General features: G+C 68.0%; 23 protein-coding genes. 8 read left to right on the top strand and 15 right to left on the bottom strand.

Annotation, left to right across the window (positions count from 1 at the left end):
• Positions 1 to 8 precede the first annotated feature (8 nt).
• The 5 genes from VHL31_RS23020 to VHL31_RS23000 are packed head-to-tail and all read right to left on the bottom strand — an operon-like array spanning position 9 to position 5,143.
• Positions 9 to 893, bottom strand: a complete 885-nt coding sequence (locus tag VHL31_RS23020) for a branched-chain amino acid ABC transporter permease (protein WP_329663590.1) — start codon at positions 891 to 893, stop codon at positions 9 to 11.
• Between the two features lie 8 nt (positions 894 to 901).
• On the bottom strand, positions 902 to 1,618 hold the full coding sequence (locus VHL31_RS23015; RefSeq protein WP_329663589.1) for an ABC transporter ATP-binding protein: 717 nt from the start codon (positions 1,616 to 1,618) through the stop codon (positions 902 to 904).
• Positions 1,611 to 2,408, bottom strand: coding sequence for an ABC transporter ATP-binding protein (locus VHL31_RS23010; RefSeq protein WP_329663588.1), 798 nt, complete (start codon positions 2,406 to 2,408; stop codon positions 1,611 to 1,613). Before VHL31_RS23010 ends, VHL31_RS23015 begins: the two co-directional genes overlap by 8 nt.
• Before the next feature lie 13 nt (positions 2,409 to 2,421).
• Positions 2,422 to 3,717, bottom strand: a complete 1,296-nt coding sequence (locus tag VHL31_RS23005; RefSeq protein ID WP_329663587.1) for an ABC transporter substrate-binding protein — start codon at positions 3,715 to 3,717, stop codon at positions 2,422 to 2,424.
• A gap of 19 nt (positions 3,718 to 3,736) precedes the next feature.
• Positions 3,737 to 5,143: an amidase gene (locus tag VHL31_RS23000; protein ID WP_329663586.1), complete on the bottom strand. Its 1,407-nt coding sequence runs from the start codon at positions 5,141 to 5,143 to the stop codon at positions 3,737 to 3,739.
• Positions 5,144 to 5,292: 149 nt separating this feature from the next.
• Here VHL31_RS23000 and VHL31_RS22995 point away from each other — a divergent pair, with 149 nt between their 5' ends.
• A complete protein-coding gene (locus VHL31_RS22995; protein WP_329663585.1) occupies positions 5,293 to 6,249 on the top strand; it encodes a LysR family transcriptional regulator in 957 nt (318 codons plus the stop codon).
• On the opposite strand, the gene VHL31_RS22990 is transcribed toward VHL31_RS22995, so the two are convergent.
• The 6 genes from VHL31_RS22990 to VHL31_RS22965 all read right to left on the bottom strand — a co-directional run bounded on the left by VHL31_RS22990 (position 6,235) and on the right by VHL31_RS22965 (position 12,136).
• Positions 6,235 to 7,689: a DHA2 family efflux MFS transporter permease subunit gene (locus tag VHL31_RS22990; protein WP_329663584.1), complete on the bottom strand. Its 1,455-nt coding sequence runs from the start codon at positions 7,687 to 7,689 to the stop codon at positions 6,235 to 6,237. The genes VHL31_RS22995 and VHL31_RS22990 overlap by 15 nt on opposite strands.
• Positions 7,690 to 7,752: 63 nt before the next feature.
• Positions 7,753 to 8,196 (bottom strand): NUDIX hydrolase, encoded by a 444-nt coding sequence (locus tag VHL31_RS22985; protein WP_414653808.1) that lies wholly within the window; start codon positions 8,194 to 8,196, stop codon positions 7,753 to 7,755.
• 236 nt (positions 8,197 to 8,432) lie between these two features.
• Entirely contained in the window at positions 8,433 to 8,981 is a 549-nt protein-coding gene (locus VHL31_RS22980; RefSeq protein ID WP_329663582.1) for a hypothetical protein, read from the bottom strand.
• Positions 8,975 to 10,765, bottom strand: coding sequence for an FAD-dependent oxidoreductase (locus tag VHL31_RS22975; RefSeq protein WP_329663581.1), 1,791 nt, complete (start codon positions 10,763 to 10,765; stop codon positions 8,975 to 8,977). Before VHL31_RS22975 ends, VHL31_RS22980 begins: the two co-directional genes overlap by 7 nt.
• On the bottom strand, positions 10,762 to 11,184 hold the full coding sequence (locus VHL31_RS22970) for a thioesterase family protein (protein WP_329663580.1): 423 nt from the start codon (positions 11,182 to 11,184) through the stop codon (positions 10,762 to 10,764). The genes VHL31_RS22975 and VHL31_RS22970 overlap by 4 nt, the downstream gene beginning before the upstream one ends.
• 4 nt (positions 11,185 to 11,188) lie before the next feature.
• A complete protein-coding gene (locus VHL31_RS22965; protein WP_329663579.1) occupies positions 11,189 to 12,136 on the bottom strand; it encodes a 3-keto-5-aminohexanoate cleavage protein in 948 nt (315 codons plus the stop codon).
• 102 nt (positions 12,137 to 12,238) lie between these two features.
• On the opposite strand from VHL31_RS22965, the gene VHL31_RS22960 reads away from it, so the two are divergent.
• Entirely contained in the window at positions 12,239 to 13,300 is a 1,062-nt protein-coding gene (locus VHL31_RS22960) for an ABC transporter substrate-binding protein (protein ID WP_329663578.1), read from the top strand.
• 157 nt (positions 13,301 to 13,457) lie between these two features.
• Positions 13,458 to 14,795 (top strand): aspartate aminotransferase family protein, encoded by a 1,338-nt coding sequence (locus tag VHL31_RS22955; RefSeq protein ID WP_329663577.1) that lies wholly within the window; start codon positions 13,458 to 13,460, stop codon positions 14,793 to 14,795.
• Between the two features lie 3 nt (positions 14,796 to 14,798).
• Here the strand turns inward: VHL31_RS22955 and VHL31_RS22950 are convergent, their stop codons facing one another.
• Positions 14,799 to 15,506: a GntR family transcriptional regulator gene (locus VHL31_RS22950; protein WP_329663576.1), complete on the bottom strand. Its 708-nt coding sequence runs from the start codon at positions 15,504 to 15,506 to the stop codon at positions 14,799 to 14,801.
• Between the two features lie 107 nt (positions 15,507 to 15,613).
• Here VHL31_RS22950 and VHL31_RS22945 point away from each other — a divergent pair, with 107 nt between their 5' ends.
• Entirely contained in the window at positions 15,614 to 16,777 is a 1,164-nt protein-coding gene (locus VHL31_RS22945) for an ABC transporter permease (protein WP_329663575.1), read from the top strand.
• A gap of 3 nt (positions 16,778 to 16,780) precedes the next feature.
• Positions 16,781 to 17,602: an ABC transporter permease gene (locus VHL31_RS22940; RefSeq protein ID WP_329663574.1), complete on the top strand. Its 822-nt coding sequence runs from the start codon at positions 16,781 to 16,783 to the stop codon at positions 17,600 to 17,602.
• Here the strand turns inward: VHL31_RS22940 and VHL31_RS22935 are convergent.
• Complete coding sequence (locus tag VHL31_RS22935; RefSeq protein ID WP_329663573.1) at positions 17,593 to 18,099, bottom strand: gluconokinase; 507 nt, start codon at positions 18,097 to 18,099, stop codon at positions 17,593 to 17,595. The two genes, VHL31_RS22940 and VHL31_RS22935, sit on opposite strands and share 10 nt — an antisense overlap.
• Positions 18,096 to 18,800 (bottom strand): ribose-5-phosphate isomerase RpiA, encoded by a 705-nt coding sequence (gene rpiA, locus VHL31_RS22930; RefSeq protein WP_329663572.1) that lies wholly within the window; start codon positions 18,798 to 18,800, stop codon positions 18,096 to 18,098. Before rpiA ends, VHL31_RS22935 begins: the two co-directional genes overlap by 4 nt.
• Before the next feature lie 155 nt (positions 18,801 to 18,955).
• Between rpiA and tkt the strand changes: the two genes are divergently transcribed.
• The 3 genes from tkt to uvsE all read left to right on the top strand — a co-directional run bounded on the left by tkt (position 18,956) and on the right by uvsE (position 23,122).
• Positions 18,956 to 21,016, top strand: a complete 2,061-nt coding sequence (gene tkt / locus VHL31_RS22925; protein ID WP_329663571.1) for a transketolase — start codon at positions 18,956 to 18,958, stop codon at positions 21,014 to 21,016.
• A gap of 75 nt (positions 21,017 to 21,091) precedes the next feature.
• Positions 21,092 to 22,072 carry a phosphogluconate dehydrogenase (NAD(+)-dependent, decarboxylating) gene (gene gnd / locus VHL31_RS22920; RefSeq protein ID WP_329663570.1) on the top strand — a complete coding sequence of 327 codons (981 nt, stop codon included), beginning with the start codon at positions 21,092 to 21,094 and terminating at the stop codon, positions 22,070 to 22,072.
• Between the two features lie 12 nt (positions 22,073 to 22,084).
• Complete coding sequence (uvsE, locus tag VHL31_RS22915; protein ID WP_329663569.1) at positions 22,085 to 23,122, top strand: UV DNA damage repair endonuclease UvsE; 1,038 nt, start codon at positions 22,085 to 22,087, stop codon at positions 23,120 to 23,122.
• Here the strand turns inward: uvsE and VHL31_RS22910 are convergent, their stop codons facing one another.
• A complete protein-coding gene (locus VHL31_RS22910) occupies positions 23,123 to 24,397 on the bottom strand; it encodes a cation:proton antiporter (RefSeq protein WP_329663568.1) in 1,275 nt (424 codons plus the stop codon). It lies immediately after the preceding gene.
• Positions 24,398 to 24,512 lie beyond the last annotated feature (115 nt).

Here is a 24,512-nt window from a genome sequence, read left to right as displayed (position 1 = left end):
GTGCGCCCTCACAGCCGGCGGATGGCGGCGCGGCCGAACAGGCCGTCCGGTCGCCAGATCAGCACCAGGATCACGATCGCCAGGAGCAGCGGGAAGCCCCAGCGGGCACCCAGCGCGTAGCTCGCGAAAGCTTCGGTCAGCGCCAGGACGAACGCCGCGGCGATGGCGCCCGGCAGGTTCCCGAGCCCCGCCACCACGCACATGATGAACGCCTTCAGCATCGGATCGGCGCCGAGCGAGGGCGAAAGCTGCGTGATGGAGCTGACAAGGAGTCCACAGGTGCCGGCGATGCCCCCCGACAACGCCAGCACCTGCAGGTATACTCGACCCACCGGTACGCCCATCAACTGGGCCGCCTCGCGGTTCTGAGCGGTTGCGCGGATAGCACGTCCTGTCCGTGTTCGTGCAAGAAAGAGCGCCGTAGCCCCCATCAAGGCGAACGCGACCAGCACGATGAGGAGATTCTGCCACGGTATGAATACACCAGCGACCTGCAGATTGCCCGACAGCGCGATGGACTGGCCGAACGGCTGGCCGCCGAAGATCAGCAGCACGGCATTCTCCAGCGCGATCGCCACGCCGAACGTCGCGATGATCACGTTGGTCTCGAAGCTCCTGGGCGCCCGCGCCAGGAGGGGGTGCGCCACCAGCGCGTAGATGGCGGCACCCACCAGCGCGCCGACCACGATCGGCGCCAGCACCGCGAGCGGCCAGGGCGCGCCCATCCAGGTCGCCAGCGTGAAGGCCGCATAGCCGCCGATCGTCAGCATCGCGCCATGGGCCATGTTCAGCATGCCCAGCGCGCCCCAGACCAGCGAGAGGCCGATCGTGGCAAGGGCGTAGAGGGCGCCGGTGGTGATGCCGGCCACGAACACGGGACCAAGGATTTCCATCGCCTGGCTCAGCCCCCCAGATAGGTTTCGAGGAGCTCGTCGCGCTCGAGCAGGACGCTGGGCAGGCCGGACCAGACCACCTTGCCATTGTCCAGCAGGTGGATCTCGTCGGCGAGATCCGCGACGCGTGCCGGGTTCTCCTCGACCAGCAGGATGGTGCGGCCCGACTCCTTGAGGCGTGCGATCACCTGGTAGACCTGCTCGATGATGATCGGCGCCAGACCGAGGGAAGGCTCGTCGATCAGCATGACCCTTCCCCCCATCATCAACCCGCGCCCGATCCCGACCATCCGCCGCTCGCCACCGGACAGGGAGGAGGCCAGCTGGCCGCGCCGCTCGGCGAGCCTGGGCAGCAGCGCTTCCACGTCCGCGAGGCGGCGCTCGATCATCGCATGGTCCTGCTCCAGGTAGGCGCCCATCATCAGGTTCTCGTGGACGGTCATCTCCGGGAACAGCATGTCGCCTTGCGGGACATGGACGACGCCCGCGGCGGCCACGGCATGCGGTGCCAGCCCGCCCAGCGGCTTGCCGAACAGCCGGATCGAGCCGCGCCGCGTTGGCAACAGCCCCGAGATGGCGCGCAAGAGGGTGGACTTGCCATGGCCATTCGGTCCGACCACGGTCACCAGGCTGCCTTCCGGCACGCTCAGCGAGATCCCGGCCAGCACGTCCCGACGATCATAGCCGGTCACCAGCCCTTCGATGGCAAGAGCAGCCTCAGCCATGCGCCGGGGCGTCCTCGAAGAATCGCTGAAGCCGTCGGGTCGTGGCCGCGCCAAGATAGGTCTCGACCACCTTCGGATCCTCCGGCACGCCGCGCGGCGGGCCCTCATAGATCGAGCGTCCCTGGTGCATGATCACCACCCGGGTCGAGAGCTGCAGGAGAAAGCGCATCACGTGCTCGATCAGCACGACGGTGATGCCCGACGCCCTGAGCTTCTGGACGACCTCGACGATCCGGTCGATCTCGTGCGGGTTCAGCCCACCGACCGGCTCGTCGAGCAGGACGATCTTCGGGTCGGTCGCGACCGCGCTGGCGATCATCAGGAGCTTGCGCTCCAGCACGGGCAGTTCGCCTGCCATCCGCCCGGCACTGGCGCCCAGCCCCAGCAGGTCCAGCGCCATCTCGGTCCGGCGCAGCGCGCCCGGCCCGAACCGGAACGTCGGCAGCCCCTTGCGCGCCTTGCCGAAATAGGCAGCCAGCTGGATGTTGTCGCGCACGCTCAGGCTGTCGAACGCCGCGTTCAGCTGGAAGGTCCGCACCAGGCCCAGCTGGCAGATCCGGTCGGGCGTGGATCGGGTGACATCCACGCCCTGGACGACCACCCGCCCCTCCGTCGCCGGGGCGATGCCGGTGATGACGTCGAACAGCGTCGTCTTGCCGGCCCCGTTCGGTCCGCCGATGCCCAGCACCTCGCCCGGCTCCAGCACGAGAGAGAGCTGGTCGACGGCCTTGAGCGAGCCGTAATGCTTGCTCACGCCGTCGCACACCAGGAGCGGGCCGCCGTTCGTCATCGGCTGCGTCGGCTCACGCCTTGAACCATGGCGGCAGCACGAACTGGTCCGTGGCGTAGAGCGCCGGCGAGATCAGCTTGGGGTCGGTCGTGAAGTCCTGGTGCTGCAGGAATTGGTGCGGCATGCCGAGCGACGGGTCGGAAAGCTGGGTCGGGTAGCAGTAGCCCGACTGCCCCTCCGGATCGACGCGGTAGATGCCGTTCACGCCACGGTAGATGAGGCGGCGCATGGCGGCTGCCACCTTGCTGATCTGCTCCTTCTCGAACGGCGCACCCGGTCCACCCGCGATCGCAGCCGACAGGGCATAGTGCCAAAGGCCGTCATAGGTCTGCGACCCCGTGATGAAGGCCGCGTTCGGCCCGAACTTCTCCCGGTACTTCTTGCGGTACTCGGCCGAAAAGTCGTCGGGCAGGCAGCCGATCACCGTAGAATAGATGACGCCGTTCACCGCCTCCTTGCCGATCTCGCGGAAGGCCGGCAACGACGGGCCATACTGCATGTAGACCAGAGAGTTGATCGGCTGGGTGAGGAACTGGACCATGAACTGGGCCAGGTCCTGCGGCAGGAAATGTGTCACGATAATGGCAGCCGGCGGGTCCTGGCGCAGCTTGGCCAGCGTGGGGCCCCACTGGTTGGTCGGGAACGGCACCGTCTCGAACAGGCTGACGGTGAAGCCGTACTGCTCGGCCTGTGCCTTCACCGCGTTGGCAATCACGATCGAGTACTCGTTGGCCGAGGGCACGATCGCGATCTTGTTGTTCGGGGCGTTCCACTGCCCCGTCTCCATCAGGTTCTTCAGGAACAGCAGGCAGCCGGGGCCGTAGTAGAATTCCGGCGGGTCGCCCTGGAAGCAGCTATAGTAGCGTTCCGGGTCGCTCTTGAACTTCTCGTTGTGCGAGATCAACGTGTTGTAGTGCTGGAAGATGATGTCGTTGTCGGCGGCGACGTCCATCTCCACCATGTTGGTGCCGACATTGTAGCCGTTGATGATCGCTGGCACCGAGAAGCGGTCGACCAGGCGCTGCATGGCCTGGGTGACGACGTCCGCCCCCATGTCCTTGGTGTCCTCGACATGGAGTTCGATCGGCCGGCCCAGGATGCCGCCCGCTGCATTGATCTCCTCGGCGGCGAGTTCCAGCCCGTTCTTGAACTCGATGCCGTCGGCCGCGGCAAAGCCCGACATGGGCAGCGCCGATCCGATCGGGATGGGCTCTCCCTCGGCGCGGGCCTCGCGGTTCATCGATGCCAGCATCATGGCGGCACTGCCAAGTGCCGCCGAACCCATCAGCAACCCACGCCGGTTGGTCATCTGCTTTCCCCCTGTCGAATCAGTTCCGCGTGATCCCCAGATCCTCGATCGCCTGCGCGATCTCCAAGACACGGCCGTCGGCACCGCGGGCACCCACGATCTGCAGCCCGATCGGCCTTCCATCCGCCGTCTTGCCGCACGGGATGGCAGCACCGGGCTGCTGGCTGAGATTGATCGGGTAGCTGAACCCGGCCCATTCCGTCCAACGGCGCATGCCCGAGCCTTCCGGGACTTCCTGGCCAGCGGTGAACGGCGCAATGGCCACGCCTGGCGAGATCAGCACGTCGTAGCGCTCCAGGGCCGCGTCCATCGCTGTGCCGAAGGCCGCCCGTGTACCGCTGGCCTTGATGAAGTCCGCGGCCGTGAGGCGCGAGCCCGCTTCCGCGATGTCCCGGAAGCCCGGGTCCAGCGCGCCGCGCCCCTCCTCCGGCACCATCTCCCGCCGGGCCGCCGCACCGGCGAACCACAGGATCTGGAAGACGGCGTGGAGATCCTGTGCCGGCAGGTCGAACGGCTCGACCTCGGCACCGGCCGCTTCGAGCGCCTGGACCACCCGCCCGATCCGCGCCTCGATCTCCGGATCGACGGCGCCGAAGGCCGGCTTGCTCCAGTAGCCGATCCTCAGCCCCGCCACCTTCTCGGGCGCCGCGTTCAGGCTCGGGAACACGCCCGGCTGCTGGTACCAGTCCCGCTCGTCCCGCCCGGCCATGACCGCGAGCATCGCCTTCGTGTCGGCGACGGAGCGGGTCATCGGGCCGATATGGGCGACCGTGCCGAACGGGCTGGCCGGATAGGCGGCGACCCGCCCGAAGCTCGGCTTCAACCCGACGATGCCCGTGAACGAGGACGGGATGCGGATCGAGCCGCCGCCGTCCGTCCCAAGATGAAATACGCCCGCGCCGACGGCGGCGGCCACCGCGGCACCGCCGCTGCTGCCGCCGGGCGTCACGTCCGGGCGGTGCGGGTTGCGGGTGATCCCGAAGCCCGGGCTGTCCGTGAGCGCCTTCCAGCCGAATTCCGGTGTTGTCGTGATGCCGATGAACACGCACCCGGCCTCGCGCAGCCGCTTGACCGCCGGCGCATCCTCGCCCGCCTCGACCGGGGGCACGGCGACCGTCCCGTAGCGCATCGCCTGGTCCTTCATCCAGACGATGTCCTTGATCGTGGTCGGCACACCGTCCACGGGCGAAAGGGGCTTTTTCGCGCGCCAGCGCGCCTGCGACGCCTCGGCTGCCTTCAGCGCACCATCATGGTCGATCCGGGTGAACGCGTTGAGCGATGGCTGGATCTCCTCCGCACGGGCCAGCACCGCCCGGGCGACCTCGACCGGCGACAGCTGCCCGGCCTCATATCCGGCGGCAAGCTCGGCGGCCGACATCCGGCAGATGGATCCGGCATCCTCCAGCGGATCGCGCGGCATGCTCATGTTCTTGTCCCGCTGTTCCCCCTCGACGTCCCGACGGTAGCGGCGCCGCCTCCGACCACAAAATGTATAATTGATATTGTTCTCGTACATCGAATGGCTGAATCTGCCGCTGCCGCGATCAGACGGGCATCGCTGCTCAAGGAACGAGCATGCAGCTCAGCCTCCGACAGATCCGCTATGTCGCCGAAGTGGCGCGAGCCGGCAGCATCCAGGGTGCCTCGCGCTCGCTGGCCATTTCGCAGTCGTCCATCCTTGCCGCCATCGAGCGGGCCGAGGACGAAGCCGGCGGCGCCCTGTTCGACCGCAGGCCCGCGCGCGGCGTCACCGTCACGCCCGTGGGCGAGCGGTTCCTCTTGGCGGCGCGAGCCCTGCTGGCGGCGGAAGGCGAGTTCGAGCGTGCCATCGACACGCTGGCCGAGACCACGCCGCCCACCGTCCGGATCGGTTGCTTCGAGCCGTTCGGTCCCCTGTTCATGACCAGCATCATCCGCCGCTACCTGGACGAAGTCGGCCAGGTGGAAGTCTCGCTCATGGGCGGCGACCAGAGCGAGATGCATGCCTGGCTTGCCAGCGGTGCGGTCGACGTGGTGGTGGCCTACGACATCGGGCCGGCCTTCGCCGCCAGCTGCACGCCCGTCTGCGGTGTTCCCACCCATGCGATCCTCCCGGCGGAGGACCCGCTGTCCGAGCGGATCGCCGTGACGATCGCTGAGCTGGCCGAGCGCCCGCTGGTCCTGCTCGACCTCCCGCACACCTCGCATTTCCTGCTGGCGGTCTTCGACCTCTACGGTCGCCGGCCCAGGGTCCAGATGCGCACCCGGACCTACGAGACCGTGCGCAGCGCCGTGGCCACCGGCCTTGGCTGCTCCGTGCTCAACATGCGTCCCCTGTCCAGCGCCTCGCCGGACGGGCGCGGCCTGGTGCGGCGCCCGATCCTGGACGAGCTGCCGACCCCTACCCTCATGGTCGCCGACATCTACGGCGAGCACAAACCCCTCTTCGTCCGGCGGCTGATCGACCTGATCCGGCGCTTCTTCGCGGAGGTGGGTCCGCGTGGCTTCGCGGTCACCCTGCCCGAGCGCGAGGCGAAGTTACTTCGGCTGTGAGCCCGGTGTGACGATGCCTTCCGCCCCGGTAGCCGCCTGGGCGCGCGACGGCCGATGCCGGATCAGCGCCGCGCCGGCGTCCTTGGGCAGGCTCATGAACACCGGTGCGGCCAGGAGGGCAGCGGCGCCCGCGACCAGAAAGGCAAAGGAGAAGTCGCCGGTAGAAAGAGGGCCGGCGCCTGAAAAGGTTCTCGCCCCCTCGATCGACAAAGCCGCGATCGTCACCCCCAGGGACGCCGACACCTGCTGCACGACGCTCGTGAAGCTCGTGCCCTGGCTCTGGCGCTCGTCGGTGAGGTCCGCCACCGCCAGCGTGTTGATCGCGGTGAACTGCAGCGAGCGCGTGAGGCCGGCCAGGGTGAGCACGACGAACATCACGGCCCAATGCGTTGCCGGGCCGAACAGGACCGGAACGATCATGAACATGCAGCTGATCACGACATTGACGACCAGCACGCGCCGAAACCCGAAACGGTCGAGGACCGGCCGGGCGAGCGGCTTCATCATGATCGCGCCGAGCGCGCTGGCGAACGTGGTGAAGCCGCTGGCCAGCGGGCTCATGCCCAGTCCGATCTGGAGCAGGAGCGGCAGGAGGAACGGCGTGGCACCCGAACCGGCCCGGAACAGCAGCCCCCCCAGCATGGCGACCCGAAACGTCGTGATGCCCAGCAGCTTCAGGTCGAGCAGCGGGTTTGGCGTTGTCAGCGCGTGATGGACATAGCTCCAGCCCGTCACCAGGGCGATCGCCACCAGGATCGCCGTCAGCACGACCGAATGGACACCCCCGCCAAGCGCCGCTTCGGCGGCCACCACCGCTGCCAGGCAGCAGGCCAGCAGCACGAAGCCCAGCCTGTCGAACGGCGGCACGTCCCGTTCGGCGATCCTTGGCAGGAAGAAATGCGCGGCGATCAGGGCGAGCGCGCCGACCGGCAGATTGATCCAGAAGATCCACCGCCAGTCGGCCACCGTGACGATGAAGCCGCCCACCGGTGGACCCAGGAGTGGGCCCAGCAGGGCCGGCATGGTGAACCATGCCATCGCCCCCACCAGCTCATGCTTGGGCACCAGCCTGAGGACGACCAGGCGCCCGACCGGCAGCATCAGGGCCCCGCCCACGCCCTGCAATGCCCGCGCCGCCACCAGGGCCGGCAGCGAGTTGGCGAGGCTGCACAGGGCGGACGCGAAACAGAACAGGCAGATGGCGAGGGTGAAGACGCGCCTGGCACCGAACCGGTCGGCTACCCAGCCGCTGGCCGGCGCGAACACGGCCAGGCTGACGAGGTAGGTCGTGAGCGCCAGCTTCAGCCGGATGGGATCGGTGCCGAGGTCCGCCGCGATCGTCGGCAGGGCCGTCACCAGGACGGTGCTGTCCAGGTTTTCCATGAACAGTGCAGCGGCCACCACGACGAGGATGACGTGCTGCCGCGTCTGATTGGACAACCCCGCGAACTCCTGGCCGGCAACTGCAACCGGCCGTCAATATGGATCGCGCAGGCGCCGTGCCTATGGGAGGGCGACGTCCAGCGCGAGCGCGGGCTCCACCGACTGCTCGTCCAGTCCCCGCAGCAGCTGGGCCAACCCGTCCGTGTCGACCAGGCGGGCCGCTTCGGCCAGGGTGCACCAGCGACGCTCGCGCTGCCCCTTCTCCGGCCAGTCGTTCAGCTGCCGGTCGACATCGAGCCGGAACACCTCGATCTGGCAGGTGACGGTGCTGCCGTCGGGCCTGAACTTGGGATGCAGGAAGCGGCCGATCGGCTTGCGGCCGATCCGACCGACGATCCCCGCTTCTTCCAGCGCCTCCTGTTCGGCCAGCCGGTAGGGCTTCACGCCCTTCTCCGGACGGCCCTTGGGGATGATCCAGCGCCGCGTGCCGCGCGACGTCACCAACATGACCATGGGCTGGCCGCCCAACCGCGCAACCGGTAGCGCTCCGTATTGGATGCGCACGTCGAGAACCTCACATCTTCCGCCCGCGCGCCAAGCGGTGCCCGAACAAGTCTATGGCTGATAAACCGCTACGATAGCGGATCGTTCCGAAGTTGGCCACTGTTGGCTTCGATAAAGCTTGAGCCGTCGGCAGCTAGTTGCGCCGGCAACACGAGGTCAACGACAGACAGACGATGTACTCGTCCGACGCGCGTGCAGTTGTGATCTTTTGCACAAAGAATTGTGACAGTTCGATGTCAGCCGTGAGCATGCCCGCCGGACAGGCTCGACACGAGCGGTGCCCGATGCCCGTCGACAAGGACGTGGAGATCGTCTCCCGCCTCCGGCTGCACCAAGCCGAACAGCTTTAGATGGCCGCCCCGCGGGACGTGCATGCTCGAGCTGACATGGCCGACCGTCCCGTTCGCTCCCAGGATCGGCTCCAGGGCGAGCGGGCCCGTGTGGGTGGTGGCAAGCGAGAACAGCCGGCAGGTTCGGTCCGCCAGCGGCGACCTTCCTGCACGTAGCGCCGCTTCGCCGATAAAGCCTGTTCGGGCTGGGTCCAGCTGCAGGGCCAGGCCCGTCGCCACCGGGCCCAGCCAGCCGCTCGCCTCGAAGCCCCAGGCCGGCTCACCACGCTCGACCCGGAGCGTATCGGCGGCGAGCGAGCCGATGACCGCCAGCCCCTCCATCGCCTCGACGAGGCCGTTGGCAAAGTCGCTGCGGACCAGCAGGCGCCAGGGTCCCTGCTCGGACAGGCGTGCCACCTGCACCGGCGCAAAAGCCAGGACCGCATCGGCTACCATGCCGGCACCACCTCGACCGGCCGGTCCGCCCATGCCGCCAGCAGCTCGGGCACCCGCACCCCGAACAGGTCGAGCATCGCATAGGCCGCGCCGACATCGACCAGCGCCACTCTGGCCCCGTTCAGATGCCGGCGGATCCAGCGTTCCAGCCCCACGCCCTCCTCGGGGCCGGCCAGTAGCGCGAACCGGTCCGGCCCCAGCGCCAGGACGATCGGCAGCGCCTCGATCCCGCCCTCCTCGTTCAGGAACGGGGCTACCGTCGCCCGGCCGGGCTCGGTGACGCCATTGGCCGCCGTCAGCTGTCGAAGCAGCTCCGCGGCATCCACGCCTTCCAGCCAGAGGATCGTGTCCCCGCTCCGGTCGCTCCAGGCCGCGCTGTCCGCCATCGCCAGTTCGGCCGCCACCTGCTCGCCCGCCGTTCCGCCCGGTGCGCTGGCTTCGAAGAAGGCCGGCCGTTCCAGCCCGACCACCGTCCGCAAGACGGCTCCCTGCGCCAGGTGGCGATGGTGGAACGGTGAGCGCCGGATGTCGCGGCTCGCCACGAAGTCGCCGCCTGGCCCGTGCGCCTTGCAGAACCAGGTCGGGATCTCGCTCATCCGCACGCGCCGGTAGCGGTCGCCCGACTGGAACGGGGCGAAGCGGTCGACGCGCAGCCGGGTCGTGTCGAGGGACGAGCGGCCATGCACCAGCCGCTCGGCCGTGAGCAGCCCCACCCCCGACGCCAGCGCGATGCCGTTGGAGTTCATGCCGGTCGCAAGATGCAGCCCCTGCAGCTCAGGGTGCTCGCCCAGGAGCATCTCGCCGTCTGGCGTGAAGCTCTCGGGCCCGTTCACCAGCATGCGGATCTCTGCCCGCTCCAGGACCGGGAACCGGTTCAGCACGACCGGCATGTTCGGCTGGATCTGGTCCCAGTTCTCGGGCAGGAGCGAGAAGGAGAACCGCTCGGGCAGCTCGTCCGGCTCCAGCGGGATCGCATCCTCGTCGAACACGCCCATGAGCAGCCCGCCCACGTCCTCCCGCCCGTAGATCCGCTCGTCATAGGAGAGGAACAGCGGCAGGTCGCGGGACAGGCCGTCGATCGGCTTGGTCAGCAGATAGAAGTGGTGCAGCGCCATGAGCGGCAGCCGGATGCCGCAGGTCCGTGCCAGCGTCGTCGACCAGAGGCCTGCCGCCAGCACCACGGCATCGCAGCGGACCTCCCCCTGGTCGGTCGCGACGGCCACGACCTTGCCGCCGCTCGAACAGATGGCGCGGACGGCCACGTCCTCGAACAGCTTCACCCCGTGCTGGGCCGCACCGCGCGCATGGGCCATCGCGAGGTTGGTGGGATCGACGCGGCCGTCATTGGGGGTCCACAGGCCGCCCAGCAGCCCGTCGGTCGAGATGATCGGCAGCCTGTCCGCGATCTCTCCAGCCGAGAGGCATTGCACCTCCACGCCTCGTGCCCGCGCGCGCGCCGGCCCGGCCCGGTAGGCGCCCATCAGGTGCTCGTCGGCGGTGAAGTGGATCCGGCCGGTCTGCCGCCAGCCGAATGATACCCCGGTCTCCCGCTCCAGCTCAGGAAAGAGCCGGACCGCATAGGCCACCATCTCGCCGATCAGCGGATCGGCCCGCCAGGTCTCCATGTTGCCGGCCGCATGCCAGGTCGTCCCGGAGCCGATGGTGGCGCGTTCCAGGAGGATCGCGTCGCGGCAGCCAAGCGTCCCCAGATGCCGCGCGGTCGCCGCCCCCACGACGCCCCCGCCGATCACCACCACCGAGGCGTGCGCCGGCAGGCCACTCACAGCGGCACCTCGATCATCAGCGCCGCGCGCTCGCGCAGGTCGCCCTCGATCGGCACGGCCTTGCGCTGCTTCAGGTCGAACAGGACCGTGACCGTCCCGCAGGTCGCATGGATGGCGCCGGTCTCGGCGTCGCGCATCTCGTGGCGATAGGTGAACGACTTGCCGCCGATCCGGACGAGGCGCGAGCGGACGACCAGGCAGGTGCCGGCCTGCACCTCCTGCACGAACTCGATCGTCAGCTTGACGTCGGCCCAGCCCAGGCCCGAAGCGGCGAGCCAGCCAGGCGGCGCCAGCATGCCCAGGAACTGGAACGCGGCATCGTCGAACATCGCGCTGTAGTGGCGGACGTTCAGGTGGCCCATCGTGTCGCAGAACCAGGGATGCGCCACCGGCCGCCCCGTCTCCACCCAGTCCGCCATGGCCTCAGAACCCGACCTGATCGCCGCCCTTGAGCGCCAGGATCCGGCGGGCATCCTCCGGGGTGGCGACCTCCAGGTCGAGCGCCTCGATGATCGTGCGGATCTTGTGCACCTGCTGGGCATTGCTCTCGGCCAGCCGGCCCGGCCCAAGGTAGATGCTGTCCTCCAGGCCCACCCGCACGTTGGAGCCCATGGCGACGCCGATCGTGCCGAGGCGCATCTGGTGGCGCCCGGCCGCCAGGATCGACCACTGGTAGTGCTCGCGCCCGAACAGGCGGTCGCAGGTGCGCCGCATGTGCATGAGGTCCTCCGGATCGGGACCGATCCCGCCCAGGATGCCGAAGATGGTCTGGACGAACAGAGGCGGGGTCAGCAGGCCCTCGTCCAGGAAATGGGCCAGCGTGTAGAGATGGCCGATATCGTAGCACTCGCACTCGAAGCGGGTGCCATGGCCGTGGCCGAGTTCGCGGATGAAGCGCTCGATCTGGGCAAAGGTGTTGGAGACGATGTTGTCCCGCGTCTTCTCCACGTAGGGCTGTTCCCAGCCATGCTTCCAGTCCCTGATCTTCTTCGCTACCTGGAAGATCCCGAAATTCATCGAGCCCATGTTCAGCGAGCAGAGCTCCGGCCTGGCCCGCAGCGGTGCCGCCAGCCGGTCCTCGATCGACATGCCGAGCGAGCCGCCGGTGGTGATGTTCACCACCGCGTCGGTCGACTGCTTGATCCGCGGCAGGAAGGCCATGAAGGCGTCCGGATCCGGCGTCGGCCGCCCGTCTTCGGTGTTCCTGGCGTGGAGATGGATGACCGCGGCCCCCGCTTCCGCCGCCCCGATCGACGCCTGCGCGATTTCATCCGCGGTGATCGGCAGATGAGGCGTCATCGTCGGCGTATGGACCGAGCCGGTGACAGCGCAGGTAATGATGACCTTGCCGGCCTTGCGCTCGCTCGCCACCAGCACCTCCCTCTCCACAACCGCTTGTGTAGGTCGTTAGCATGACATAGCATGTGATCACAAGGCATCGCCGTCAGTGCCACCGGCGCGGGAGGGAACGAGATGAAGGCGAAAAATCTCCGGATCGGTCTGCTGGCGGCCGTCGCCGCGCTGGCCGCAGGCTCCTTCGCAGGTGCCGCCCGGGCCCAGGAACAGCTGGTCGTGGTCGGCTGGGGCGGCGTCTGGCAGGAGGCGTACCGCAAGGCGGTGTTCGAGCCGTTCATGAAGGAAACCGGCATCAAGATCGTCGAGGACGAGTTCGGCGGCGAGTACGCCAAGCTGACCGCCCAGATCGATGCCGGCAAGGTCACCTGGGACTTGGCCGCCTTCGAGAGCCCGCAGGTCATCCAGGGTTGCGACGAGGGCACCTTCAGCAAGCTCGACTGGGACAAGCTCGGCGGGCGCGCCAACCAGCTGGACTACGCGGCCCATGACTGCGGGATCGGCTCGGACGTCTGGGCCACGGTCATGGCCTATGATGCCGGCAAGCTGGCGGAGGGGCCCAAGACCTGGGCGGAGTTCTGGGACGTCGAGAAATGGCCGGGCAAGCGCGGGCTCTACAAGGACGCCCGCATCATGCTCGAGATCGCGCTGGTCGCGGACGGCGTCCCGCAAAAGGACATCTACGAGGTGCTGGCGACTCCCGAAGGCGTGGATCGCGCCTTCGGGAAGCTGGACGAGCTGAAGCCGCACATCCTGTGGTCGGAAAGCCCGGCCGACGGCATGCAGCGGCTGCTCGCCGGCGACGTCGTCATGAACGTCAACTTCAACGCGCGCGTCACCGGCGCTGCCCGCGAGAACAAGCGCGACCTGGAGATCGTCTGGCCGGCCGGCTTCTGGGTCGGCACCGACTACTGGGTGCACATCGCGGAAGGGCCCAATCCGGCGGCCGCCCAGAAGTTCCTGGAGTTCTACGCCAGGCCCGCGACCCAGGCCGAGCTCGTGAAGTATCTGACCTACGGGGTGCCGTCCAAGGCCGCCTACGAGCTGATGTCGCCTGAGGTGAAGGCGGAGCTGCCGACCTCGCCGGACCGCGCGCAGTGGGTGACCTCGTACAGCGACGAGTTCTGGGCGGATCGGCAGGCGGCGCTGAGCGAGCGCTTCAACGCCTGGGCTGCCAGCTGAGGTCGCCTGCGGGCAGCCGGACGCGATCGCGCCGACGGCTGCCGCAGGCAACGAGGGTCCGCCTGGGGGGCTTTGCGCGGACCCGGATGACGGTCGGCCAGCGCCGGTCCATGCTGGCGCCGGCCGACCGTCCACCCGAGCAACGAGGAACCGCCCGGTGCTGCGTCGCAATCAGGATCTCCCCTCGGCCCTACAGGATGCCGAGGAAGCCTATGTCCGGGCCAACCCGGAAAGCCTTCGCTTGGCCGAGGTCGCGCGCTCGACCATGCCCGGCGGCAATACCCGCACGACGCTCCACTACTCGCCCTTTCCGCTGGCGATGCGGTCCGGACGGGGCGGGACGCTCACGGACGTGGACGGCCACAGCTACGTGGACTTCGTGAACGAGCACACGGCGGGCGTGTTCGGCCACAGCAACCCGATCATCCAGGAGGCCCTGCGCACGGCGGTGGCCGACGGCATCGTGCTGGGTGCGCCCAACATCTACGAACACGCGCTGGCGGCCGAGATCCAGCGGCGCTTCGATTCGATGGAACGGCTGCGCTTCTGCAATTCCGGCACGGAAGCCAATCTCCTGGCGATCAGCACCGCCAGGGCCGCCACCGGCCGGCCCAAGGTGATGGCGTTCGAGGGCGCCTATCACGGCAGCCTGCTCTATTTCGGCCACGGCGCTTCCCGGCTGAACATGCCGTTCCCGATGGTGATGTCGGTGTTCAACGATGCTGATCGGGCGGTTGCCGATCTTACGGCAGAGGCTGGCGAGATCGCCTGCCTGATCGTCGAGCCGATGCAGGGCGCCGCCGGCGGGCTGCAACCGCTCCCGGGCTTCCTGGAAGCGCTGCGCGACGCCTGCACCCGCCATGGCATCGTCCTGATCTTCGACGAGGTCATGACCTCGCGCCTGGGCTTTTCCGGCATGCAGGGCCGTCTCGGCATCCGCCCGGACATGACCACGCTCGGCAAGTATGTCGGGGGCGGGATGACGATCGGCGCGTTCGGCGGCCGGGCCGACCTGATGGAGCGCCTCGACCCCAGCCGCCCCGGCGCCATCCCCCATGGCGGGACCTTCAACAACAACGTGCTGGCCATGGCCGCGGGCCTGGCCGCCCTCACCCGCGTCCTCGACGAACGTGCCAGCGCCCGGATGAACGAGCTGGGCGACCGGTTGCGCCAGGGCCTGGCCGACGCGGTCGCCCGGCACGACGTGCCGATGATCGCGACCGGGGTCGGCTCGATCTTCGGCCTGCACTTCCACCAAGGCCCGCTGCGGAACGAGGCCGATGCGGACGCCTACGAGAAGCCCAGGGCAGTCGCGATCATGGGCCTGAAGAAGCTGTTCCAGCTCGACCTGCTCGCACGCGGCCAGTATGTGACCCGGCGCATTCTCGGCAACACCTCTCTGGAGACCACCGAGGCCGACATCGATGGCCTCATGGCTGCGTTCGAGGAGTTCCTGGAGGTCCGCGGCGAGCTGATCCGCACGGCCCTGCACTGAGCGTCAGGAGAGGGTCCAGTCGATCGTGACCGCGGCCGCCTCGATGTCCGCCACGATCGCCGCGGCCGCCGCCTCCGCATCGCCGGCCGAGATGGCGGCAAACGCGTCGCGATGGTGCTGCTGCAAGGTGCTGGGCTGATGGTCGAGGATGCTTCGCATGTGGATCGTCAGGAGCGGTCCGATCTGCAGCCACAGCGTCTCGATCATCCCGTAGAGCGTCGGCATGCCCGCCGCCCGGTAGAGCATGTAGTGAATCTCCCGGTTCAGGTCCAGGGCCTTCGCCGACCTCGCGGTCTCCGGGGCTTCCATCTCCTCGTTCCACGCGATCATCTGCGCCAGCTCGTGCTCGCCGATGTTGCGCGCGCCTTCACGGACCGCCAGTCCCTCCAGCGCCAGGCGGATCCGCGTGACCTCGTGGAAGCGCACCCGGTCCAGCACGGGCACGGCCACCGAGCGGTTGGGCAGGAGTTCCAGGACCCGCTCGGCGACCAGCCGGCCCAGCGCTTCCCGCACCGGCATCAGGCTGACCCCGAAGCTCGCGGCGAGGCTCCGGATCGTCATCGACCGCCCGGGCTCGATGGCACCGGCCATGATCGCACGTTTGAGTTCCGCATAGACTTCGTCGTTAAGGGTGGCGCGCTGCAGCTTGGGAAGGTCCAGCGGCTCCACGTCGGCGAGGCGCGGAATGGGCGGAGAAGATCGGACGGGCAACAGGTCTCTCGCTTCGCGTATCAGGGACCTTGTAAGTGACAGAAGTGCGTGATCACAAGTGTCGTGATGACAAGGCGCCGCCAGCCGCCAGGCCCGACCGGCGACGCATGGCCTACCGTCTGCTCCTGCTAGGACCCCTGCTGGCCTCGGTCCTGGTCCTGTTCGTGGGTCCGATCGGCCTGTTCATCTATCGTGCCGTCGACAACGCCATCATCCCGCGATCGCTGCAACGAACGGTCGCGGCGCTGCAGCCATGGGACGGCATGGGCCTTCCGCCCGATGCGGCCTTTGCGGCGCTCGCGGCCGACCTGCAGGAGATCGAGCCCACACGGGCCGCCTTCCTCGGTCGCAGGCTGAACGCCGCCCTGCCCGGCTTTCGCAGCCTGGTCGTGAAGACCGCCAACAAGCTGACCTCGTCCGACCCGGCACCGGCGCGCGACCTGCTGGTCGGCATCGACCGCAAATGGTCGGAGCCGGCCTGGTGGGAGGTGCTGAAGCTGGAAAGCGGGCGGCTGACCCCCTTCTACCTGCTGGCCTCGGTCGACCTGGTGCGCAAGGTCGACGGCTCGATCGAGCCGGTGGCGCCCGAGCAGGCGATCTACCGGTCGACCCTGTGGCGCACCGTCGTGATCAGCCTGCAGGTGACGCTGCTCTGCATCCTTCTGGGCTATCCCACCGCCATGGTGCTGGCCCATGCCTCGCCCCGGCTGTCGGGAATGCTGATGCTGGCGGTGCTGCTGCCGTTTTGGGCCTCGCTGCTGGTCCGCACTACCGCATGGCTGATGATCCTGCAGGGCAACGGCCCGGTGAATGGGCTGCTGCAATGGCTCCAGTTCATCCAGGCGCCGCTGGAAATGGTCTTCAACCGCTTCGGCCTCCTGACGACGATGGTGCATGTCCAGTTGCCGTTCATGATCCTGCCGCTGTTCGCGGTGATGCGCTCCATTCCCCGCGAGCATTATCGTGCTGCGCTGTCGCTGGGTGCCCGCCCCTGGTACGCCTTCTGGAAGGTCTGGCTGCCGCAGACCCTGCCGGGCGTAGCGGCAGGATCGCTGATCTGCTTCATCATGAGCACCGGCTACTACATCACCCCTACCCTGATCGGTGGGCCGGGCGACCAGATGCTAAGTTCCCTGATCGCCTGGCAACTGAACGAGGTCGGCAATTGGGGCATGGCGTCAGCCTTGAGCCTGATCCTGCTGCTGGCGACCCTGGCCTTATGCGCGCTGCTGGGCCGGGTGATGCGCACCCGCAACCTGTTCGGGGTCTGAGCGATGGCGGGTGGCATGGAGGAGCGGCTCTGGCGGATCCTCGGCTGGATCGTCTGCGGCCTCGTCCTGGCGTTCCTGTTGCTGCCGCTCCTGGTGATCGTGCCGATGTCGTTCACGAGCGGCAACCTGCTGGTCTTCCCGCTGCCGGGCCTGTCGCTGCGCTGGTACGAGGAGGTCCTGGCCAGCCCCGCCTGGCGGGATGCCGCCTGGAACAGCCTGTTCATCGGCGTGTTCGCGACCATCCTGGCCCTGCTGGTGGGCGTCCCGGCCGCGATCGCCCTGGCCGGTCCGGCCTTTGCCGGCAAGCGCCTCGTCGTGGCGCTCGTCCTGTCGCCGATGATCGTGCCGATCGTGATCACCGCCGTGGCGATGTTCTTCTTCTTCGTCGAGGTGGGCCTGGTCGGCACCTACCCGGGCATCATCCTGGCCCATGCGGTGCTGGGCATGCCTTTCGTCGTCATCACGGTGACGGCGACACTCTCCACCTTCGACTGGAACCTGATGCGCGCGGCGGCCAGCCTGGGCGCTCTCCCGCTGATGGCGTTCCGCCGGGTCATGCTGCCGATCATCGCGCCGGGCGTGGCCTCGGGTGCCCTGTTCGCGTTCGCGACCTCGTTCGACGAGATCGTGGTGGCCCTGTTCCTGGGCGCTCCCGACCAGCGCACCCTGCCCCGCCAGATCTTCAGCGGCGTGCGCGAATATGTGAGCCCCGCCATCGCCGCCGTCGCCACGCTGCTGGTGCTGCTGGCCGTCCTCCTGCTGCTCACGACCGAGTGGCTGCGCCACCGCGCCCGGAAGCTGCAGGCGGCACCGCCTCAGGCCTGACGGACCACCCGCTCCGCCGCATCGACCATCTGCTCGATCGTGCCGTCGATCGGCACCAGCAGCGGATCCTCGTCCGGCCCCGGCACCTCCAGCGTCGCCAGCTGGCTGTCCAGGAGCGTGGTCGGCATGTAATGCCCCTTGCGCTTGGCCATGCGCCCCGCGATCACCGACCGGTCGCCCTGGAGGAACAGCAGCCGGACGCCCGGCTTGCCGCGGATCACCTTGTCGCGATAGGCGCGCTTGAGCATCGAGCAGGTGATGATGCCGGGCTCGCCCTTCACCAGCCGGTCGTCGATCCACTGCGCCACCAGCGCCAGCCACGGCCAGCGGTCCTCGTCAGTCAGGGGGATGCCGGCAGCCATCTTCTCGACGTTCGCCGGCGGATGCAGCGAGTCTCCCTCCTGGAAGGGCCAATGGAGCCGCTCGGCCAGCCCTTTGGCCACCGTCGTCTTGCCGGAGCCGGATACGCCCATCACCACCAGCACCAGATTCTTCATGGCCGTCCCCGCTCAACGCAAAGCTCCCGGACACCAGCGGCATCCGCGACCAGCACCCGCTCGGCCCGACCGACGAACAGCCCGGTCTCGACCACGCCGACGATGTCGCGCAACTGCCGGTCCAGCTCGCCCGGCTCCTCGATAGTCCCGAAGGCGCAGTCGACGATCAGGTTGCCGCCATCGGTGCGGTAGGGCGCGTCCTTTGCCTGCCTGAGCGCCGGCTTGCCGCCGAGGGCCGCGATCGCCCGGGCGGTCGCGTGCCACCCGAACTCGACGATCTCCACCGGGATCGGCAGGGAAAGCCGATGGGCCACCTTGGTCTCGTCGACCACGATCACGAGCCTGTCACTGGCAGCGGCCACGATCTTCTCGCGCAGGAGAGCGCCGCCCATGCCCTTGATGAGGTCCAGCGTGCCGAGTGCCACTTGGTCGGCGCCGTCGATCGTCAGGTCCAGCCGCGCCTGGCTGGCGAAGTCGACCAGCTCGATCCCGCCATCGCGGGCCTGCCTGGCACTGCGCTCGGAGGTCGGGATCGCCGTGATGCTGAGCCCCTCCTTCACCCGCCGGATCAGGGCCTCGATGGCGAAGGTTGCGGTCGAACCGGTGCCCAGGCCCACTGCCATGCCGTCCTCGACCAGGGCCACGGCCGCTTCCGCCGCCGCCCGCTTCAGCCCGTCCCGCGAAGTGTCTGTGCCCATCATCCCAGCCGCGATCGGTTCAAGAGGCAACCGGCATGGTGGCCTTCTGTTGATGGTAGGGCAGTCGGGCGTGTACGGAAAAGCTTGCAGGTGAGGTCGGTTCGGCTGAACACCTGCGCGCGCCAGCATTTTGAGCAATGACGGGGGTGGAGATGAGCGTGGACACGAGCGACCTGGACCAATTGTGCGTCAACACCATCCGCACCCTCTCGATGGACGCGGTGCAGAAGGCGAACTCGGGCCATCCCGGCACGCCGATGGCGCTGGCCCCGGTCGCCTACACGCTCTGGCAGAACCACCTGAACTTCGACCCGGCCGACCCGATCTGGCCGAACCGCGACCGCTTCGTCCTGTCGGTCGGCCATGCCTCGATGCTGCTCTATAGCCTGCTGCACCTGACGAAGACGCAGTCGGTCGACAGCGACTACAACAACACGGGTGAGGTCTCGGTCTCGCTGGACGACATCAAGCAGTTCCGCCAGCTGCACAGCAAGTGCCCGGGCCATCCGGAGTACCACCTGACCTCCGGCGTGGAGACCACGACCGGGCCGCTCGGTCAGGGAGTCGCCACCAGCGTCGGCATGGCGATCGCGGAGCGCTGGCTGGCCGCGCAGTACAACAAGCCGGGCTTCGACCTGTTCGACTACCATGTCTACGCGCTGTGCGGCGATGGCGACATGATGGAAGGCGTGTCCGGCGAGGCGGGCTCGCTGGCCGGCCACCTCAAGCTGTCCAACCTGTGCTGGATCTACGACAGCAACCACATCACCATCGAGGGTGCCACCGACCTCGCCTTCTCCGAGGATGTCGGCGCGCGCTTCGCCGCCTATGGCTGGCATGTCGAGCATGTCGACGACGCCAACGACCGGGCCGCCATGAACAAGGCTCTGGCAGGCTTTCAGGCGCGCACCGACAAGCCGACCATGATCATCGTGCGCAGCATCATCGGCTATGGAGCGCCGAAGAAGCAGGGCACCGCGGCCGCCCATGGCGAGCCGCTCGGCGCCGACGAGATCAAGGCCGCCAAGAAGTCCTATGGGTGGCCGGAGGACGCGCAGTTCCTGGTGCCGGACGGCGTCTACGACCATTTCGCCAATGGCATCGGTGCCCGCAGCGCCAAGGCGAACGCCGAGTGGAAGGCGCTGTTCGAGCGCTACGCGCAGGCTCATCCCGAGGAAGCCCGCCAGATCACCCAGATCGAGCGCCGCGAGCTGCCGCAAGGCTGGGACAAGGACATCCCCAGCTTCGAGCCCGACGAGAAGGGCGTCGCCGGCCGTGATGCGTCCGGCAAGGTGCAAAACGCCATCGCGCCCAACCTGCCCTGGCTGCTGGGCGGTGCGGCCGACCTCGCCCCGTCCACCAAGACCCTGCTCAAGTTCGAGGGCGTGGGCTCGCTGGAGGCTGACCAGCCGGCCGGCCGCAACATGCATTTCGGCATTCGCGAGCACGCCATGGCCGCCGCCTGCAACGGCATGGCGCTGTCCAAGCTACGCCCCTACGGCGCGGGCTTCCTGATTTTCAGCGACTACATGAAGCCGTCGATCCGCCTTTCCGCGCTGATGGAGCTGCCGGTCGTCTACATCTTCACCCACGATTCCATCGGCGTCGGCGAGGACGGGCCCACCCACCAGCCAATCGAGCAACTGCTCAGCCTGCGCTCCATCCCCGGCCTGGTCGTGCTCCGCCCGGCCGATGCGAACGAGGTCGCCGAAGCCTGGCGGGTCGTCGCGACGCTCAAGCGCCACCCTGCCTGCCTGATCCTGTCCCGCCAGCCCCTGCCGACCTTCGACCGCAGCCGCTACAAGCCGGCCGACGGCCTCAAGCGCGGCGCCTACGTCATGGCCGATCCGTCCGACGGCGAGCCGCAGGTGATCCTGATCGGCACGGGCAGCGAGGTGCAGCTCTGCGTGGCCGCCCACGAGCAACTGGCCAAGGACGGCATCCGCAGCCGCGTGGTCTCCATGCCGAGCTGGGAACTGTTCGAGGAGCAGGACGCGAGCTACCGGCACGAGGTCCTGCCGCCGCACATCCAGGCACGCGTCGCGGTCGAGCAGTCCTCGGTGATCGGCTGGGACCGCTATGCCGGCTCCGGCGGCAAGATCATCGGCATGCGCGGCTTCGGCGCCTCGGCGCCGCTCAAGTCCCTTCTCTCCTATTTCGGCTTCACGGCCGAGGCCGTCGCGGCTGAAGCCAGGAAGCAGCTCGAGCAGCACGGCTAGGATCGAGCGCCCGCCTAGCCAGCGGGACGATCATACCGTTAGATGTCGTGCAAAGCTTCGTGCAGGGAGACGGATGTGCAGCTCGGGATGATCGGCCTCGGCCGGATGGGCGGGAACATCGTGCGGCGGCTCATGCGCCACGGTCATCAGGCCGTGGTGTACGATGCGGTTCCACAGGCCGTGACCGCGCTGGCGGGCGAAGGTGCTACCGCCAGCAGCTCGCTGGAGGATTTCGTCGGCAAGCTGCAGGCGCCCAAGATCGTGTGGATAATGCTGCCGGCGGGCGAGATCACCCAGGCGACGGTCGAACGTCTGGGGGGCCTGCTGGGCCAGGGCGACATCATCATCGATGGCGGCAACAGCTTCTACAAGGACGACATCCACCGCGCGGCCGCGCTGGCGCCCAAGGGGATCCACTATGTCGATGTCGGCACGTCCGGCGGCGTGTGGGGCCTGGAACGCGGCTACTGCATGATGATCGGCGGCGAAAAGGCCACCGTCGACCACCTGGATCCGATCTTCCAGGCCCTGGCACCCGGCAAGGGCGACATCCCCCTCACCCCTGGCCGGGAGAGCTTCGACCCTCGTGTCGAACTCGGCTACATCCATACCGGGCCGGTCGGCTCCGGCCATTTCGTGAAGATGGTCCATAACGGCATCGAGTACGGCCTGATGCAGGCCTATGCCGAAGGCTTCGACGTGCTGCGCAACAAGAACAGCGCGCAGCTGCCGGCGGACGAGCGCTACGACCTGAACATGGCCGACATCGCCGAGGTCTGGCGCCGCGGCAGCGTCGTGTCGTCCTGGCTGCTCGACCTCACCGCGATCGCCCTGGCCAAGGACCCGGACCTGTCGGGCTTCAGCGGTGCCGTCGAGGATTCGGGCGAAGGCCGCTGGACGATCAATGCCGCCATCGAGGAGGCCGTGCCGGTGGACGTGCTGGCCGCAGCACTGTTCACCCGGTTCCGCTCGCGCCAGGACCACACTTATGCCGAGAAGATCCTCTCCGCGATGCGCTTCGGCTTTGGCGGTCATGTCGAGAAGAAGGCGGACTAGCGGGATGAGCCGTTGACCGATCGTCCCGCCCGGCTGGGCTTTCCGGTCAAGGTGCTGGGCAAGCCGGACCTGAAGAGCAACGACTCCCGGCGGTCCGGCAACAACCCGCACCTCAAGGTCTCGCTCGAATATGTCGACGCGATCCTGGACTATCTGGATCGGCACCGGATCCCGATGTACCGGCTGTCGTCGGAGCTGGCGCCCTACGCCACCCATCCCGACATGCCGCAGTTCCACGGCATGGTCCAGGAGAGTGCCGCCGAGCTGCGCGCCATCGGCGAGAAGGCGAAGCGGCTCGACATCCGCCTCTCCTTCCATCCCTCGCAGTTCGTGGTGCTGAACAGCCCGGATCCGGCGCTGGTCCGCAAGAGCATCTGGGACCTGACCTCGCAGGCCGAGATGCTCGACCTGATGGAGCTGGGGCCGGAAGCCGTCCTGGTCATCCATGTGGGCGGCACCTATGGCGACCGCAGGACCAGTGCCGCCCGCTGGGTGGAGACCTGGAAGATCCTGCCGGAGCCGGTCCGCCGCCGTCTGGTCCTGGAGCATGACGACCTGCGCTTCAGCGCCGCCGACGTGCTGTGGATCCACGAGCAGACCGGCGTGCGGCTGATCTTCGACTACCAGCACTTCTGGTGCCTGAACCCCGAAGGCCTGCTTCTGAGGGATACGGTCGCGGCCATCCTGGCGACCTGGCCTGAGGGCGTCCGTCCGAAGATCCACTTCTCGTCGCCACGTACCGAGCTGCGCCAGGTCAAGCGTACCGACAAGACGACCCGCAAGAGCACGCTGGTGAACATGGCGCCGGTCTGGACCGGCCATGCCGACTTCTGCAACCCGTTCGAGTTCGCGACCTTCATGCGGGTGGTCGATGGTCTCGAGTTCGACGTGATGCTGGAGGCCAAGGCGAAGGACCTGGCGCTGGGCCGCCTGCGCCCGGACCTCCTGCGCTACGCCCCCGATGTCGCGTCACGCTTCGGGCTGAGTGGTGCGGAGACCGAGCGGCTGGAACGGGAGGAAGCATCTCTCCTGGAAGCCGAGCCAGTCTGATTATTCCGCTGGCGCCGGCACTTCCTGCCTGCGCTGGTTCCTGCTCCTGCGGCGGTCGAGATGGCCCATGGCCGGGGTCACCGTGGTGCCGTGCAGCAGGATGGAGATGAGCACGACCAGGCTTAAGGCCGCCCAGAGCTGGAAAGTCTGGTCGAACTCGGCATGGTTGAGCCCGTAGGCGAGATAGTAGATGGAGCCCATGCCGCGGATCCCGAAGAAGCTGATCGTGAGCTTCTCGTCCGTCGGCATGCGCACGCCGACGAGGCTGAGCATCCCGATGCCGGGACGGATCAGGAAGATCGTCACGAGCGCGAAGACGACGATGGGCAGGTTGATCGGGGCCAGCAGCCCCCCATGCACGACCATGGCGCCGAACAGCACCAGCAGCACCATCATCAGCATGCGCTCGGTCTGCTCGGCGAAATCGTGCAGCTTGTCGTGAAAGTCGTGGTTGCGCTCGGCTGCGCGGATCGCCAGCGCCGCCACGAAGACGGCGAGGAAACCGTAGATATTCAGCGCTTCGCTCAAGCCGTAGGCGAGGAAGGTGGCGCCAAGCGCGATGAACCCGTCGCCGGTCTTGGCAAGCTTGGTCCGGTTCGGCATCCGGAAGGTGATGTAGCCCAGGCCCCAGCCGATCGCCCAGCCGACTGCGACGCCACCCAGGATCTCCCAGAGCACCTCCACCAGGAACCAGTCCCGCCAGCCTTCGGCCGTGAGATGGCCGCCGGCCAGAGCCAGCGCGATGGCAAGGTTTACGAACGGAAAGGCGAAGCCGTCGTTCAGGCCGGCTTCCGAGGTCAGCGTGAACCGCGCCTCATCCTCCTCACCGGCTCGTGGCGGGCCCACCTGGACGTCGCTGGCCAGCACCGGGTCGGTCGGCGCCAGCGCCGCGCCGAGGAGCAGTGCCGCGGCCACGCTGACACCGAGGATGCCCCAGGCTGTGAAAGCCACCGCGGCGATCGTGAGCGGCATGGCCACCCCGATCAGCCGCCAAGTCGGCATCCACGCCCGAAAGCTGAGAATCCGGTCGAGCTTCAGCCCGGCACCCATCAGCGAGATGATGACGATCAGCTCGCTCAGGCGCTCGGTGGCGATCGGGTACTGGACCGGATGTGGCGTAAGTTCCCAGAGTGCCGGGTGGTAGAACAGGAGCCCGCCCAGCCCGACCGAGATGATCGGCAGGGACAAGGGCGCTTCCCGCAATGCCATCGGCAACCACGCGGTCAGCAGGATGATCGCGCCGAACACGGTCAGCAGACCGATGTAGAGATTCATTGGATTGGCTGGCCTGCCACAGTCGATGGGCCTAGCAGGAACAGCAGCAGCCAGGGTTCGTTCCTGCGGCGCTGGGCGATCAGCCAGGGTCGTTCAACCAAGGGAACGGCAGCGA

The sequence above is a fragment of the Geminicoccus sp. genome (genome assembly GCF_036263595.1).
Classification (GTDB): Bacteria; Pseudomonadota; Alphaproteobacteria; order Geminicoccales; family Geminicoccaceae; genus Geminicoccus.
This window is presented reverse-complemented; position numbering and strand designations above follow the sequence as displayed.